The following is a 15,467-nucleotide window of genomic DNA, read 5'->3' on the forward strand; positions in this document are numbered from 1 at the left end:
CATCCCGGCGTCGCCGCGCGGTTCCGCGCGCCGGCGCCTTCGCTAAGCTATGCGCCGCGGCGGCCATGCCGCCCTGGGAGCCCGACGTGATCGCCTTGCTGCACGCCTCGCCCGACTCGCTGATCGCCCGCCGCATCGGCTGGAGCTCGGCCAAGCCCAGCACCCACTGGTTCGTGTGGCTGTCGCTGGTGTGGTCGATCTGGCTGTTCGTCACTCCGCTGTACGAGCCGTACTACTTCCGCAACTGGTTCCCGCCGACGCTGGCCAGCTACCTGGTGTTCCTGGCCTTGTACTACGTGGCCTACTACCGCCACCGGCGCTACCTGCCCTGGTGCGTGGCCGGCATGGCGGCGCTGGCGTTCGTGGTGCTGCCGTACAACCCCGGTGCGCAGTGCTACATCATCTATGCCTGCGCCTTCCTGGCGTTCTGCTTCGAGCCGAAGCGGGCGGTGGCGGCGATGCTGCTGGTGCTGGCCTCGTTCGCATTGGCCTGGACGCTGCGCGGCTGGTCGCCGCTGTACATGGTCAGCGCGATGGTGGTCGGTCTGTCGGTGGGACTGATGAACATCAGTTTCGAACGCCGTGCGCGCGGCGAGGCGCAACTGCGCCTGAGCCACGAGGAAGTGCGGCGCCTGGCGGCGGTGGCCGAGCGCGAGCGCATCGGCCGCGACCTGCACGACCTGCTCGGCCATACCCTGTCGCTGGTCGCGCTGAAGTCGGACCTGGCCACGCGCCTGCTCGCCCATGACGCGGCCGCGGCGCGGCGCGAGATGGAGGAGGTGGGGCAGGTCGCGCGCGAGGCGCTGGGCCAGGTGCGGCGCGCGGTCAGCGGCATCCGCGCCGCGCAACTGGCGGCGGAGATCGCCGCGGCCAAGCTGCTGCTGGAATCGTCGGGGGTGACCTTCCGCTACCAGGTCGAGGCCTTGCCGCCATGCCCGCAGCTGGAGACGGTGTTCGCGCTGGTGCTGCGCGAGGCCGCCACCAACATCCAGCGCCATGCCCGCGCCAATCACGCGCAGTTGCGGCTGTGGTGCGAGCGCGGCCAGGCCCTGCTGGAACTGCGCGACGACGGCCGCGGCGGCGCGCTGCAGCCGGGTACCGGGCTGAGCAGCATGCGCGAGCGGCTGGAGGCGGTGGGCGGCAGCCTGCGCATCGCCTCCGAGCGTGGCCTGGGCACCTGCCTGGTCGCCGCGGCGCCGTTGCCGCGGGCCGAGGCGGCCGTCGTGCCGGAGGCCGCAACGGCGGCGCGGATGCCCGCCCCGGCCGACCAGGACGCCGCGCTCGGCTGAGCGCCGGCCCGGCCCGGGCACTACAATGGGCCGACAAGGACCGGGGGGTGCCGTGATTCGTTTAGTGCTGGCGGAGGATCAGGCGATGGTGCGCGGTGCGCTGGGCGCACTGCTGGGCCTGGAAGCGGATCTGGACGTGGTCGCCAGCGCGGCCGACGGCGAGGCCGCCTGGCGCGCACTGCAGGCGCAGTCCCCCGACCTGCTGGTCACCGATATCGAGATGCCCGGCCTCAGCGGCCTGGAACTGGCCCAGCGCATCCAGCGCCAGCAGCTGCCGGTACGCGTCATCATCGTCACCACCTTCGCCCGCCCCGGCTTCCTGCGGCGGGCGCTGGACGCCGGGGTCGGCGGCTACCTGCTCAAGGACGCGCCGCCGCAGCGGCTGATCGAGGCGATCCGCCAGGTCCACCGCGGCGGCCGCGCGATCGATCCGGAACTTGCGCTGGAAGCCTGGTCCGAGGCCGACCCGCTCAACGACCGCGAGCGCCAGGTGCTGCGCCTGGCCGGCGAGGGCGCTTCGGCCGGCGACATTGCCACGCAGCTGGGGCTGTCGTCGGGCACGGTGCGCAACTACCTGTCCGAGGCGATCGGCAAGCTCGGGGTCGGCAACCGCATCGAGGCGGCGCGGCTGGCGCGGCAGAAGGGCTGGCTGTGATCCGGCACGTTGTTCGGCCTGGAACTTGCATGGCTCCCTGCGCTTGACTGCGCAGCGCAGTGCAGGGCGCGCGCGGCCTCCCACCCACCCATTGGCCGACGCCATGCCCTCCACCACGATCAACCGCTATGGCGTGCCGCTGGCCTTGCTGCTGCTGTTGGGCATCAGCGGCGGCGTGCTGGTGGGCAGCCAGCGCTTCCTCGCCGATACCGCGGCGGTGCAACGCAGCCACCGGGTGATCGCCGAGATCGACGGCCTGCAGCTCAACCTCGCCGACTGCGATGCCTCCCTACGCGGTTTCCTGCTGCTGGAAACCCACGAACACCTGGTCGATTTCCAGCAGTGCCAGCGTGCGCTGCCGCCGCGGCTGCAGCAGCTGGCCACGCTGTTGCAGGACAACCCGGCCCAGCAGCAGCGGCTACAGGAGGTCCGCGCCCAGATCGAGGCACGCATGCGCGACAGCGCGCGCGCCGTGGCCCGCTTCCAGGGCAAGGCGGCGGGCACGCTCAAGCCCGACCCCGAGCGCGCGCGCCGTGGCCGCGCGCTGTCGCAGGCGATCCGCCGCAACACCGACACCATGGTGCGCAGCGAGCGCGCGGCGCTGGCCGGCAGTGCCCGCTCCACCGCCGCCAACGCCGACCTGCTGCGCCGGCTGGCAGTGGTCGGCATCCCGGCGGTGTGTGTGCTGACCCTGGTGCTGTACCTGCTGCTGCGCCGCGAGATCGGCCGCCGCAGCCAGGCCGAGCAGCGCGGCCACCAGGCCAATGCGCTGCTGGTGGGCACGGTGCAGCAGATGCAGCGCACCGAACAGGATCTGCGCACGCTCAACCGCTGCAGCCGCGGACTGCAGAGCTGCGTGCAGCCGGACGAGGCGGTGGAGGTCGCGCGGCAGGCCCTGGAGCGCCTGCTCGGCGACGCCGGCTGCAGCGTGTACTGCACCGACGCGGCGGGCGAGCAGGCTGTCTGCGTGGCCCACTGGGGCGAGGATGCGCTGTGCGCGCCGACGCTGCCGCTCAACGGCTGCGAAGGCCTGCGCAGCCGCGCCACCCAGATCCAGCGGCCTGGCGCCGCGCCGGCCTGTGCCCACGCCGCCGGCGCGGTGCTGCATGGCACCTGCGTGCCGATGGTGGTGCAGGGCGAGCCGCTGGGCCTGATCCATCTGTCCAGCCGCGACCCGGCCGTGCTCGAGCGCCTGCCGCTGGTCGAGGTGGTGGCCGAACAACTGGCGATGGCGCTGCACAACCTGCAGTTGCGCCAGCGCCTGCGCATGCAGTCGATCCGCGATCCGCTGACTGGGCTGTACAACCGCCGCTACCTGGAAGAATCGCTGCTGCGCGAGCTGGCCCGCTGCGAGCGCCGCGAGCAGCCGCTGGCGCTGATGATGCTGGACCTGGACCACTTCAAGGCGCTCAACGACCGCCTCGGCCATGCCGGCGGCGATGCCTTGCTGGCGGCGTTCGGCCAATTGCTGGCCGGGTTGGTGCGGCCGGAGGACATCGCCTGCCGCTACGGTGGCGAAGAGTTCACGGTGATCCTGCCCGGCGCCGCCGCCGACGTGGCGCAGCGCCGCGCCGAGCAGATCCGCGCCGCGGTGGCGGACCTGCGGGTGCAGCACCAGGGCCAGGCGCTGCCGCCGGTGACCGTGTCGATCGGCGTGGCCGCCTACCCGGACCACGGCCGCAGCACTGAGGACCTGCTGCGCTGCGCGGACGCGGCGCTGTACCGCGGCAAGCGCAGCGGCCGCAACCGCGTCGCCGCCGCCGGCGACGCGCCGCTGCGCGCCGTCGAGGCCTAAGCGCCTCCTCCATCGCCACGCATGCCGCGCCGCGGCATGCGTGGGCGTCGGCGGTCGGCTCAGAACGACCAGCTGAAGCTCAGCGTCCCGCTGCGCGGCTCGCCCCAGGCGCCGTAGCCGTAGATCTGCGCGTAGTAGCGCTTGTCCAGCAGGTTGTTGAGGTTGAGCTGCACCGAGAACGCCGGCGACAGGCGGTAGCGCGCGAAGGCGCTGACCAGCGCGTAGCCGCTCTGCTCGAAGCGGCCGTAGGTGGCGTCGACGTAGTAGATGCGGTTCTGCCAGTTGACGCCGCCGCCGAAGGTCAGTTCGCTCAGGCTGCGCGGGGTGTAGCTGCTGTAGAGCTTGAGCGTGGTCTGCGGCAGCTGGCTGTTGATGTCGGCACCGGCGGCATCCTTGGCGACATAGCGCGAGGCGCCGAAAGTGGCGTTCCAGCCCGGCGCCAGTTCGCCGTTCAATTCGAACTCCACGCCGCGGCTGACCGTGCCCTGCGCGGCGATGTAGGCGGTCTCTGTGGTGCCCTGCACGAATCCGCTGGTGGCCTGGGCGACGTTGTCCTGCTCGATGCGGAACACCGACAGCGCGGCGTTGAGGCGGTCGTCGAACCAGGCGCCCTTGACTCCGGCCTCGTAGCTCTTGCCGATCACCGGATCCAGGTAGGCGCCGCTGGCGGTGCGCGCGGTCTGCGGCTGGAAGATGTCGGTGTAGCTGGCATAGACCGACCAGACGTCGTCGAGCGTGTACACCAGGCCGGCATAGGGCGTGGTCTTCTCCTGGTGCAGGACGTAGCCCACCCCGCCCTCGCTGCCGTCCACCTTCCAGTCGGTGTAGCGCGCGCCCACGATCAGCTTCAGCGGATCGGCCAGCGACAGCCGCGCCGCCGCATAGCCGGCCTTCTGGGTGACGGTGCCGCGGCTGAACTCGCTGATCGGCGACCAGGCCGGCTCCGGATACGCGCCGGTCCAGCCCAGGTAGCTGGGCAGCGGCCCGGGGAAGTCGAAGGCGCCGGTGTTTACGTAGCGGCGGCGGTTGTAGCTGACCCCGGCCATCAGTTCGTGCGCGCGCCCGCCCAACTGGAACGGGCCTTCGGCGTAGGCGTCCAGGCCGTCGACCTTGCGCCCGATGATGTAGTAGCCCGAGTACGGCACCACGCCGGCGCCGGTCTGCCGGTCGAAGCCGTAGATGGTGTAGTACGGGTAGAACAGCTTGTCGGTGACGTCGGTCTGGTCGTGGGTGGCGTTGAGCTTGAGCTGCCAGCCGTTGCCGAAGCCGTGTTGCAGGGTGGCGAAGGCGCGCTTGCTGGTGGTGTCCCAGAACGTCCAGTCGGCGGCCGGGTTGAACCAGCGCGGGTAGTCGGTGCGGCTGCCGTCGGCATACCACAGCGGGAAGCCGCCCCAGGTGACCCCGTCGGAGTGCTTGTTCTGGTAGTCGTAGCCCACGCTCAGCTGCGTGTCCGGGGTCAGGTCGGCATCGATCACCGCATAGCCCAGCGACTTGCGCTGGCTGTAGCGCTGCACGTACGAATCGGTGTCCAGGTAGCTGCCGATCACCCGTGCGCGCACGGTGCCGCTGGCGTTGAGCGGGGTGGTGACGTCGACCGTGGAGCGGGTGCGGCCCCAGCTGCCGGCGCTGACGGTGACGCTGCCGGTCAGTTCGGCGCTGTCGGCGTGCTTGCGGATCAGGTTGACCGAGGCCGAAGGATTGCCGGCGCCGGTGAGCAGGCCGGTGGCGCCGCGCACCACCTCCACGCGGTCGTACAGGGCCAGGTCCAGCGCCGAATCGCCGTAGCTCCAGTTCTGCACCATCGTGGTCGGGATGCCGTCGAACTGGTAGTTGTCGATATAGAAACCGCGCGCGTAGAACTCGAAGCGCTCGCTGTCCGAGCGCGTGCTGGACACGCCGGTGGTGTTCTCCAGCACGTCGATGATGTCGTCCAGGCCCTGATCCTCGATGCGCTGGTGGCTGATGATGCTCACCGATTGCGGGATCTCCCGCGGCGCCAGGGTGAAGCGGGTGCCGGCACTGGTCTTGCGCACGCTGTAGCCCTCGGCGCGCTCGCCCTTGACGCTGATCTTGTCCAGGGTGGTGACGTCGCGCTCGGCATCGTCCGCGCCGTCGTCGGCGGACGCGCTCGGGGTCGCGGCGAACGCCGGCACGGCGGCCAGCAGGCAGGCCACGGCCAGGGCCGAACGGCGCGGAAAACGGCAGGTGGGGGTAACACGTGACATCGCGGACTCCAAGGCAGCAGGCAGGGCCATCGCCGGCGCGGATGCGGCGCCGGGCGACGATCGAGGGTGAGCTGGCTTGGCGTGCGGGCCCGCCCGCCGAGGTGGCGGGCTGCGGGACAACGGCGCTGGCTGGCGCGGCCGCGGCGCCGGATTCCCAGGGGGATACCCGGTGCGCGGGAAGAACAGGGGCGGACGAGCGCGCCCGTCCGCCGACAAGTGTACTGGCCGCCCGCAGCCGCGACCATGTCGGCGCCGACACAAACGCTGGGCGCGGCTCGCGCATGGCGCCACCGCGCCAGCCGCTGTGCGCTCAGCGGGCCAGCGTGCGCGGCGCGTGGATGTCGTCGGGTGGACTACCCCTGCTCGCGCCGCGCGTCCGCCGCCGGGCCGCGCGCCATGCTCGAGAACACGCCATCGCGGCGCACCCAAGCATGGAACAGCGCCGCGCACAGGTGCGCCAGCACCGTGGCGAACAGCAGGTAGGCCAGCCAGCCGTGCGCGCTGCGCAGCCAGGCATACAGCGCCGGGCTGTGCGGGACGATCGGCGGCAACTGCACGCCCGGCCACAGCACGATCGGGTAGCCGCCGGCCGAGAGCATCGACCAGCCCAGCAGCGGCATCGCCAGCATCAGCGCGTACAGCAGCCAGTGCGAGGCGTGCGCGGCCACCTGCTGCCAGCGCGGCAGATCGGCCGGCAGCGGCGGCGGCCGGTGCCGCAGGCGGTTGCCCAGGCGCACCAGCGCCAGCAGCAGGATGGCGATGCCGAGCGGGCGGTGCAGGTCCAGCAGCCAGGGCCGCTGCGATACCGAGGCGACCATGCCCACGCCGACGAACAGCATGGTCAGGATCATCGCCGCCATCAGCCAGTGCAGTACGCGCGCGAGCAGGTTGAAGTGCGCGGCGCGGTCGTCGCGGTTCATTGCGCACCTCCGTGCGGCGTGCCGGTGGCGTCGGGCGCCTGGCCACGGGCGATCTCGCGCTCGCGGCGGTTGAAGGACTGCGAATACACCGCCGAGCGCGCGGCCAGGATCGGGTCGCCGGAGCCGGCGATGCCGCGCGGCAGGATCAGCGGATCGTAGTTGAGGTCGCGGCACGGCCCGGTGGCCTGCGGCTCGGCATGGTCCAGCACCAGGGTGCCGGCGACCACCTGTTGGCGGTCCTGCGGCCAGGGCTGCGAGGGGTCGTCGACCGGATCGCCGGGTGCGGCCACGGTCAGCACCAGGTCCCAGCGCAGCGGGCCGCGCGCCAGCCGCGCCTGCAGGTCTTCGCTGAGGAAATCGGCATCGGCCTTGGCACGTTGCTCGGCCGACAGCGGTGCGAACGGGGTCTGCGGGCGCATCGACCAGCGCACCGCGTGCGTGCTGCCGTCGGCGGCGGTGAAGCGGAACGCGTTGACGCCGTTGTACTGGGTGTTGGCCCAGCTATTCGACCATGGCGCGGTCTTGGCCCATTCCTGGAACTTCTTCGCTTCCGGGTAGCGCTGCAGGAACGCCGCCATCTTCGCCGGGTCCGGCTTGCCGGTGGCCGGGTCCGGGCGCGCGGCCACGGTCTGCGCCATGAAGCCCTCGGGGCTGGCGACCACGAAGAACGGGAAGCTGTTCATCGCCGTGCGCCACTCCTGGCCGTCGTCGCTGCGCAACTGCAGCGCCATGCTGCGCACGCGGGCGGCGCCGTCGGCGCCATGCGGGTCGCCACCGCCGATCGACAGGCGGCCCAGCACCGGCACCGAGGCCTGTGCGAACACCCGCGCCGAGGACAGCGCGCTGCCCTGGCCGTTGCCCTCGAAATAGCCGCTGACGCACACGCCCTTGCTGTGCGCGCGGCGGAAGCCCGGATGCGGCGGGCCGCCGGCTTCGATGGCGTCGGTCATGCGCTGCGCGGTCAGCCGCTGCGGGCCGCCCAGCCAGCCGGCGCTCCAGGCGAAGGCGGCGGCGAGCACCGCGGCGATCGCGGCGATGGCGGCCAGCGCCGGCCAGGGCCGCCGGCGCGGCGGCGTGGAATCGGGACGGGACATGGGGCGGCTCCTGTGGCGGCGGCGAGGGAGGGCGCGGGCGGGCGCGGCGCAGGCGCTAGCAGACACGGTCGGGCATGAACGCCGTGCAGTGGTGGCGGCCTGCACGCGACCGGCCGCGGCAGCGTGCCATGACCGGCCGGGCACGACCACGGCGGCGTCATCGGCGCTGCGCATAGAATCGCCGCATCTTGCGGGCAGGGAGTCGGCGATGGCCGGTGCGATCGGGTGGGTGCTGGTGGGGCTGGCGTTCCTCGCGCTGGGCGGGGATTCGATCGTGAAGGCCGCCTCCGGCCTGGCGCAGCGCTGCGGCGCCTCGCCGTTCGTGGCCGGGTTGCTGCTGGTGGCCTTCGGCACCTCGTTACCGGAACTGGCGGTCAATGCGAGCGCCTACGCAGCCGGCGCGCAGGACCTGGCGCTGGGCAACGCGGTCGGCAGCAATCTGGCCAATCTCGGCCTGACCCTGGGCCTGGCCGCGCTGGCGGCGCCGCTGCTGCTGCGCACGCGCCTGCTGCCGCCGCTGCTGGTGCTGCTGACCCTGGCGACGCTGGCGCTGATCGGCTTCGGTCTGGATGGCGCGATCTCGCGCGCCGAAGGCGTGGCGCTGCTGCTGGCCTTCGTCGGCGTGGTCGTCTTCCTGCTGCTGCGCGCGCGCCACGAGCCGGCCGCGCGCCAGCTCGGCGTGTCCGGCTACGCGGTGACCCGGACCGGACTGGTGCTGAACCTGCTACGCCTGCTGATCGCCCTGGTGCTGTTGAACGCCGGCGCCAATCTGGTGGTGGAGCACGCGCCGCGGCTGGGCGCGGCCTGGGGCCTGTCGCCGTTGCTGGTCGGCCTGCTGCCGGTGGCCATCGGCACCGCGCTGCCGGAAGCGGCCGCCGCGGTGGCCGCCGCGCGCCGTGGCCAGGGCGACATGGTGGTCGGCCACGTGCTGGGCTCGAGCCTGTTCAATCTGCTGGTGGTGATCGGCGGCATGGCGGCGCTGCGGCCGCTGCCGTTGCCGGCCTCGTTCGTGCGGCTGGAACTGCCGGCGGCGATCGCGCTGGCGGTGGTGCTGTACCCGATGCTGCGCGGCGACATGCGCCTGAGCCGCGGCGAGGGTGCAGTGCTGCTGGTGGCGTTCCTGGCGTGGGTGGGGCTGGAGCTGGCGTTGGTGGCGTGAGTGCCGAGAGTGGGGAATCGAGAATCGGGAATCGGAAAAGCTGCTCCTACGCAGACCCGCACGCTCAGCGCCCGTCCGGCTGCTCCGGCGGCGGCAGCCCTTCCTGCTCGGCATGGTCGCTGCCCGGCACCTGCGGGCGTTGCTCCAGCATCAGCGACAGCGCCGCCTTGGCCATCATGTGCGCGCTGATCGGCGCGGTGATGAACAGGAACGCGGTGATCAGCAGCTCGCGCGGCTGCGGGTCCTGGCCCAGGAACAGGTGGTAGCCGACCGAGGCCAGCAGCACGCAGCCCACGCCCAACGTACTGGCCTTGGTCGGCGCGTGCAGGCGCTTGAAGAAGTCCGACAGCTTCACCAGCCCCAGCGCGCCGATCAGGATGAAGAAGCAGCCGACGATCAGCAGCAGCGACAGCCCCACCTGCAACACGCCGATCATTCGACGATGTCCCGGCGCAGCACGTACTTGCTCAGCACCACGGTGCTGCCGAAGCCGAGCATGGCGATGATCAGCGCGGCCTCGAAGTACACCGGCGAATCCAGGTACATGCCGAACAGCATCAGCTCGGCGATCGCGGTCACCGACAGCGTGTCCAGCGCCAGGATGCGGTCGGGCACGGTCGGCCCGCGCAGCAGCCGCCACAGCGCCAGCAGCATCGCCAGCGCCACCACGTGCATGCACACCACGATCGTGGTCTCGATGAACATGTGGCTGTTCATGGGAAGATCTCCATCAATGGCGCCTCGTAGCGCGTCTTGATCTGCCGGATCACGGTCTCGGCATCGTCCAGGTGCAGCACGTGCACCAGCAGGTACTTGCGGTCGTCCGACAGCGCCGCCGACACCGTGCCCGGGGTCAGGGTGATCATGCTGGTCAGCGCGGCGATGCCGTGGATGTTGGCGATGTCCAGCGGCACCCAGATGAAGCCGGGGTGGATGCGCTTCTCCGGGCCGAGCACCTGCAGCGCCACCACCACGTTGGAGCGCACGATGTCCCACGCCGCCACGCACAGCATCTTCGGTACCGAGCGCAGCGAGCCGATGCGGGCGAACTCGCGGTCCAGGCGCGCGGCGAACAGCGGCACCGCCACGCCCAGCACCGCCCCCAGCAGCAGCTGGCCGAGGCTGAAGCTGTCGCTCATCAGCAGCCAGAACGCGATGATGGTCAGGCTCAGCGGCCAGGACGGGAACAGGCGGCGCGACCAGGGACGGGCGGACATGTCAGGGCTCCCGCAGGATCGGCGCGGTGGCGCGCAGCTGGGTGGTGTAGTCGGCCGGGCGCAGCAGTTGCGCGGCGGCGGCTTCGCTGTAGCGCAGCAGCGGCCCGGCGGCCACGGTCATCGCCACGCCGTAGCCGAGCAGCAGCACGGTGGCGGCGGTTTCCAGCGGCCGCGCCGGCGCCTTGCGCGGCGCCGGGCGCGGCAGCTCGACGGTGCCGTCCTCGGCTGCCTCCTGGTCGCCGGGCACGCGCCAGAACAGGCGCACGCCGCCGCGGGTCAGGCCCATGATCACCATCAGGCTGCTGAGCAGCACCGCGGCCCACACCGGCGCGTTCAGCCCGCCCGGGGTCGCGCTGAGGATCGCCACCTTGGCCAGGAAGCCGGACAGCGGCGGCAGCCCGGCCACCGAGATCGCCGCGATCAGGAACAGCACGCCGGGCACGGTCTTGCCCGGCAGCGGCGCGATGATCTCCTTGCGGTCGCTGGCGCCGCCGCGGCGACGCCGGATCAGGTCGGCGATCATGAACAGCGCCGCGGCGACGAAGCTGCTGTGCGCCAGGTAGTACAGCCCGGCGCCGAGCGTGCCCGGCGCGTCCAGGGCGAAGGCCACGAACAGCGTCGCCGCCGACACGATCACTAGGTAGCCGATCAGCACCCGCAGGCGCACCGCCGCCAGCACCCCCAGCGCGGCCAGCAGCAACGTCGCCAGGCCCAGCCACAGCAGCCAGTTGCGGCCGTAGCCGTCCAGCGCCTGCGCCTGGCTGCCCAGGATCAGCGTGCTCACCCGCAGCACCGCATACAGGCCGACCTTGGTCATGATCACGAACAGCGCCGCCACTGGCGCCGGCGCGCGCGCATAGGTCTCCGGCAGCCACAGGTACAGCGGCAGCAGCGCGGCCTTGGCGCAGAACACCAGCAGCAACAGGCCGAACGCGGCCTTGATCAGCGCCACGTTCTGCGGTGGCGCCTGCGCCACGCGCTGCGACAGCTCGGCCATGTTCAGCGAGCCGAGCAGCGCGTACAGCAGGCCCAGCGCGATCAGGAACACGGTGGAGGAGGTGACGTTGAACACCACGTAGTGGAAGCCCACGCGCAGGCGCAGGCTGCGCCCGCCGCTGAGCAGCAGGCCGTAGGAGGCGATCAGCATCACCTCGAAGAACACGAACAGGTTGAACACGTCGCCGGTCAGGAACGCGCCGTTGAGGCCGGCCAGCTGGAACTGGAACAGCGCATGGAAATGCGGCGCGCGGCGGTCCCAGCCGGCGCAGGCGTGCAGCAGGCAGGCGCCGGCGAGCAGGGTGGTGGTCGCCAGCATCCACGCCGACAGGCGATCGGCCATCAGCACGATGCCCAGCCGCGAGGGCCAGTCGCCGAGCAGGTAGGCGTGGACCTGGCCATCGCTCACCTGCACGCACAGCGCCAGCACCGCCGCGGCCAGCGCCGCCATCGCGGTCCAGGCGACCACGCGGCGCACTTTGCGGCCGTAGCGGCGGTGCTCCACGAACAGCGACAGCGCCGCGCCGAGCAAGGGGATCAGGATCGGCAGGATCAGCAGATGGGTCACGGCGCCTCCCCGTCGGCAGGATCGGGGTCCGGGCGCGCATCGACGTGGTCGCTGTGGTTGTCGCCGCGGCTGCGCATCGCCAGCACGATGCTGACCGCGGTCATCGCGAAGGCGATCACGATCGCGGTCAGCACCAGCGCCTGCGGCAGCGGATCGGCGTGCTCGGCCAGGGTCGGGGCGATGCCGTCGCGCAGTACCGGCGCCTTGCCCTGCACCAGCCGGCCGCCGGCGAAGATCAGCAGGTTGGTGGCATAGGACAGCACGGTCATGCCCAGGATCACGTCGAAGCTGCGCGCGCGCAGCAGCAAGTACACGCCGACCGCCGTCAGCACCCCGATCGCGCTCGCCAGTGCCAGTTCCATCAGGGCATCTCCCCGGTGATGGCCGACCGCCGCGTCGGATCGATCTGCCCGCGCTGCGAATCGCGGGTGCGCGAAGGCTTGATCGTGCCCATCATCGACAGGGTCAGCATGGTGCCGCCGAACACCACCAGGTACACGCCGGTATCGAAGATCAGCGCGCTGGCCAGCGGCACGCTGCCGATCAGCGGCACGTCCAGGTCCAGATGGCCGCTGGTCAGGAACGGCACGCCGAACAGCATCGAGACCATGCCGCCGAGCGTGGCCAGCAGCAGGCCCAGGCCGATGCAGCGGATGTAGTCGAAGCCGAAGCGCGACTCCACCGAGGCCGCGCCCTGGATCACGTACTGCATCAGCAGCGGCACCGCCAGCACCAGCCCGGCGATGAAGCCGCCGCCGGGCGCGTTGTGGCCGCGCAGGAACAGGAAGATCGACACGGTCATGGTCAGCGGGAACATCAGCTGCGCCAGGTCGGCCGGTACCGGCAGCTTGATCGGCGGCCCCGGCATGACCTTCTCCGGTGCCATCCGCGCGCGCCGCAGCAGCGCGTGCACTACCAGCGCGGCGATGCCGAACACGGTGATCTCGCCGAAGGTATCGAAGCCGCGGAAGTCCACCAGGATCACGTTGACCACGTTGCGGCCATAGGCCTCCGGCAGCGCGCGCTGCAGCAGTTCGCCGGCCATGGTCGTTGCCGGCCGGGTCATCACCGAATACGCCAGCAGCGCCATGCCGCCACCGGCGGCGATCGCCAGGGCCGCATCGCGCCAACGCCGCCAGCGCCGCGGCTCCGGTGGCGAGGCCTTGGGCAGGTAGTTCATGCCCAGCAGCATCAGCACCAGGGTGACCATCTCCACCAGCAACTGGGTCAGCGCCAGGTCCGGCGCCGACAGGAACACGAACACCAGGCTCACGCCCAGCCCGCTGCCACCCAGCACCAGCACCGCCAGCAGCCGTTGCCGATACAGGAACAGCGTGGACAGCGCGCAACTGAGGATCAGCAGCCACAGGCCCCAGCCCAGCAGCGGCATCCCCTGCGGCGCCGGCCACTGCTGCCACAGCGGCGCCGCGCGTAGCAGCGGCGCGGCGGCCACCACCACCGCGGCCAGCACCAGCCAGCGCAGGCTGCGCTGCAGGCTGCCGTTGGCGAGCACGCGGGTGAAGCGCGCGGCCAGGCCGAACAGGGTCTGCACGTGCCAGTGGAACACGCGCTTGCCCAGCGAGCGGCGCACTTCGGTATACAGCGCGGTCAGCCGGCGTAGGCCGAAATACAGCGCCACGCCGCCGACCACGCCGGCGATGCTCATCGCCAGCGGCGCGTTCCAGCCGTGCCACACCGCCAGGCTGTAGTCGGGCAGGGCATCGCCGAGGATCGCGCCGGCGGCAGCGCGCAGCACCGGCGCCACGGTCAGCGCCGGCACGATGCCGACCGCCACGCACACCAGCACCAGGATCTCCACCGGAATCTTCATCCAGCGCGGTGGCTCGTGCGGCATCGTGTCCAGGTCGCGCGGGCCGCGGCCGAAGAAGGTCTCGTAGACGAAGCGCAGGCTGTAGGCCACGCCGAACACGCCGGCCAGCAGCGCCGAAGTCGCGGTGAACACGCGCATCGCCGCCGGGCCGTCGGCGCCCAGCGCCTCGGCGAAGAACATTTCCTTGGACAGGAAGCCGTTGAGCAGCGGGATGCCGGCCATCGACAGCGAGGCGGTGATCGCCAGCGCGCTGGTGATCGGCATCCAGCGGCGCAGGTTGCCGAGCCGGCGCATGTCGCGGGTGTGGGTCTCGTGGTCGATGATGCCGGCGGCCATGAACAGCGAGGCCTTGAACACCGCGTGGTTGAGGATGTGGAACACGCCGGCCACCACCGCCATCGGTGTGGACAGCCCGAACAGCATGGTGATCAGGCCCAGGTGCGAGATCGTCGAATACGCCAGCAGGCCCTTGAGATCGTGCTGGAAGATCGCGAACCAGGCGCCGGTGAGCAGGGTGATCGCGCCGATGCCGCTGACCGTGTAGAAGAACAGGTCGCTGCCGGCCAGCGCCGGATGCAGCCGCGCCAGCAGGAACACGCCGGCCTTCACCATCGTCGCCGAGTGCAGGTACGCCGACACCGGAGTGGGCGCGGCCATCGCGTGCGGCAACCAGAAGTGGAACGGGAACTGCGCGCTCTTGGTGAAGATGCCGAGCAGGATCAGCCCCAGCGCCCACGGATACAGCGCACTGGCGCGGATCACGTCGCCGGCGGCGAGCACCGCGTCGAGCTGGTAGCTGCCGACGATGCGCCCGAGCAGCAGCACGCCGCCCAGCAACGCCAGGCCGCCGCCGCCGGTGATCACCAGCGCCATGCGCGCGCCGTCGCGCGCGTCCTGGCGGTGCGACCAGAAGCCGATCAGCAGGAACGAACTGATGCTGGTGAGTTCCCAGAACACCATCAGCAGCAACAGATTGCCGGCGATCACCATGCCCAGCATCGCGCCCATGAACAGCAGCAGGCAGCCATAGAAGCGCGCCGCGTTCTCGCGCGCGCTCAGGTAGTAGTGCGCGTACATCACCACCAGCGCACCGATCGCCAGGACCAGGCCGGCGAACATCCAGGCCAGCCCGTCCAGGCGCAGCGAGAACTGCAGGCCGATCTGCGGCAACCAGGCGTGGTCGGCGCGAACGATGCCGCCTTCGAGCACCGTGGGCGTCAGCGCGCCGAGCACCGCCAGTCCCGCCAACGGCGCCAGCGCCGCGGCCCAGGCCAGGGTGGCGCGCGAGCGGTGGCGCAGGGCAACCACGGCCACTGCCATCAGAAATGGCAAGGCCAGCAGGATGTCGAGGGCTGGGATCATGCAGGGAATACGAGATTCGCGAGCAGGAGCCCGAGTGTAACAGGCGCATCACGGCGGTGGCCGGCGCGGGAACGGAAGGCGTGCACGGGCATGCCGACAGCGTAGCTGCGGGCAAGTGACGCGCTTGCGAGCGCGCGTGCGTGGGTAATGTCGCAGGTCGGCGCTGCACGCGTGCGCCTGCCATGTTGCGCGTGCGTTCCAGGTTGGGGTGCGTTCTGCAGCACAGCGGCGTCGCCTTCGATGCGCGCGGCGCTGCGCGCGGCGCGGGCCAGGTCGGCGGTGAGCATCGCGATCGTCGGCGGCTGCGCATGCCTGCGCCGCGCCTTGCCGTCGCCACCGGCCGTAGCGTGCCGATC

General features: G+C 71.4%; 14 protein-coding genes. 4 read left to right on the forward strand and 10 right to left on the reverse strand.

Annotated elements, in window-relative coordinates; genetic code table 11:
• Positions 1–65: 65 nt before the first annotated feature.
• From Q7W82_RS04335 to Q7W82_RS04345, 3 genes are all read left to right on the forward strand, one after another.
• Positions 66–1,289 carry a sensor histidine kinase gene (locus tag Q7W82_RS04335; RefSeq protein ID WP_242160175.1) on the forward strand — a complete coding sequence of 408 codons (1,224 nt, stop codon included), beginning with the start codon at positions 66–68 and terminating at the stop codon, positions 1,287–1,289.
• Between the two features lie 52 nt (positions 1,290–1,341).
• Positions 1,342–1,944, forward strand: a complete 603-nt coding sequence (locus Q7W82_RS04340) for a response regulator transcription factor (protein WP_242160176.1) — start codon at positions 1,342–1,344, stop codon at positions 1,942–1,944.
• 103 nt (positions 1,945–2,047) lie between these two features.
• Entirely contained in the window at positions 2,048–3,739 is a 1,692-nt protein-coding gene (locus Q7W82_RS04345) for a diguanylate cyclase (RefSeq protein WP_242160177.1), read from the forward strand.
• 59 nt (positions 3,740–3,798) lie between these two features.
• Here the strand turns inward: Q7W82_RS04345 and fhuE are convergent, their stop codons facing one another.
• From fhuE to Q7W82_RS04360, 3 genes are all read right to left on the reverse strand, one after another.
• On the reverse strand, positions 3,799–5,964 hold the full coding sequence (gene fhuE, locus Q7W82_RS04350) for a ferric-rhodotorulic acid/ferric-coprogen receptor FhuE (protein ID WP_242160178.1): 2,166 nt from the start codon (positions 5,962–5,964) through the stop codon (positions 3,799–3,801).
• Positions 5,965–6,317: 353 nt separating this feature from the next.
• On the reverse strand, positions 6,318–6,884 hold the full coding sequence (locus tag Q7W82_RS04355) for a cytochrome b (RefSeq protein WP_242160179.1): 567 nt from the start codon (positions 6,882–6,884) through the stop codon (positions 6,318–6,320).
• On the reverse strand, positions 6,881–7,978 hold the full coding sequence (locus Q7W82_RS04360; protein ID WP_242160180.1) for a catalase family peroxidase: 1,098 nt from the start codon (positions 7,976–7,978) through the stop codon (positions 6,881–6,883). The genes Q7W82_RS04355 and Q7W82_RS04360 overlap by 4 nt, the downstream gene beginning before the upstream one ends.
• Before the next feature lie 208 nt (positions 7,979–8,186).
• Between Q7W82_RS04360 and Q7W82_RS04365 the strand changes: the two genes are divergently transcribed.
• On the forward strand, positions 8,187–9,137 hold the full coding sequence (locus Q7W82_RS04365) for a calcium/sodium antiporter (protein ID WP_242160181.1): 951 nt from the start codon (positions 8,187–8,189) through the stop codon (positions 9,135–9,137).
• 64 nt (positions 9,138–9,201) lie between these two features.
• Here Q7W82_RS04365 and Q7W82_RS04370 read toward each other — a convergent pair whose 3' ends face one another.
• From Q7W82_RS04370 to Q7W82_RS04400, 7 genes are read right to left on the reverse strand one after another with little or no spacing between them, the layout of a single operon-like run.
• The gene (locus Q7W82_RS04370) at positions 9,202–9,573 is read right to left on the reverse strand and encodes a Na+/H+ antiporter subunit G (protein ID WP_242160182.1); all 372 of its coding nucleotides are present in this window, start codon (positions 9,571–9,573) and stop codon (positions 9,202–9,204) included.
• Entirely contained in the window at positions 9,570–9,854 is a 285-nt protein-coding gene (locus Q7W82_RS04375) for a K+/H+ antiporter subunit F (RefSeq protein ID WP_019797516.1), read from the reverse strand. The genes Q7W82_RS04370 and Q7W82_RS04375 overlap by 4 nt, the downstream gene beginning before the upstream one ends.
• Positions 9,851–10,354: a Na+/H+ antiporter subunit E gene (locus Q7W82_RS04380; protein WP_242160183.1), complete on the reverse strand. Its 504-nt coding sequence runs from the start codon at positions 10,352–10,354 to the stop codon at positions 9,851–9,853. The genes Q7W82_RS04375 and Q7W82_RS04380 overlap by 4 nt, the downstream gene beginning before the upstream one ends.
• 1 nt (position 10,355) lies before the next feature.
• Positions 10,356–11,918, reverse strand: a complete 1,563-nt coding sequence (locus tag Q7W82_RS04385; protein ID WP_242160184.1) for a monovalent cation/H+ antiporter subunit D — start codon at positions 11,916–11,918, stop codon at positions 10,356–10,358.
• Positions 11,915–12,280: a Na+/H+ antiporter subunit C gene (locus Q7W82_RS04390; RefSeq protein ID WP_017908199.1), complete on the reverse strand. Its 366-nt coding sequence runs from the start codon at positions 12,278–12,280 to the stop codon at positions 11,915–11,917. Before Q7W82_RS04390 ends, Q7W82_RS04385 begins: the two co-directional genes overlap by 4 nt.
• A complete protein-coding gene (locus Q7W82_RS04395; protein WP_242160185.1) occupies positions 12,280–15,111 on the reverse strand; it encodes a monovalent cation/H+ antiporter subunit A in 2,832 nt (943 codons plus the stop codon). Before Q7W82_RS04395 ends, Q7W82_RS04390 begins: the two co-directional genes overlap by 1 nt.
• Complete coding sequence (locus Q7W82_RS04400) at positions 15,108–15,398, reverse strand: hypothetical protein (protein ID WP_242160186.1); 291 nt, start codon at positions 15,396–15,398, stop codon at positions 15,108–15,110. Before Q7W82_RS04400 ends, Q7W82_RS04395 begins: the two co-directional genes overlap by 4 nt.
• Between the last annotated feature and the right edge of the window lie 69 nt (positions 15,399–15,467).

The organism is Xanthomonas indica, assembly GCF_040529045.1.
Lineage (GTDB): Bacteria > Pseudomonadota > Gammaproteobacteria > Xanthomonadales > Xanthomonadaceae > Xanthomonas_A > Xanthomonas_A indica.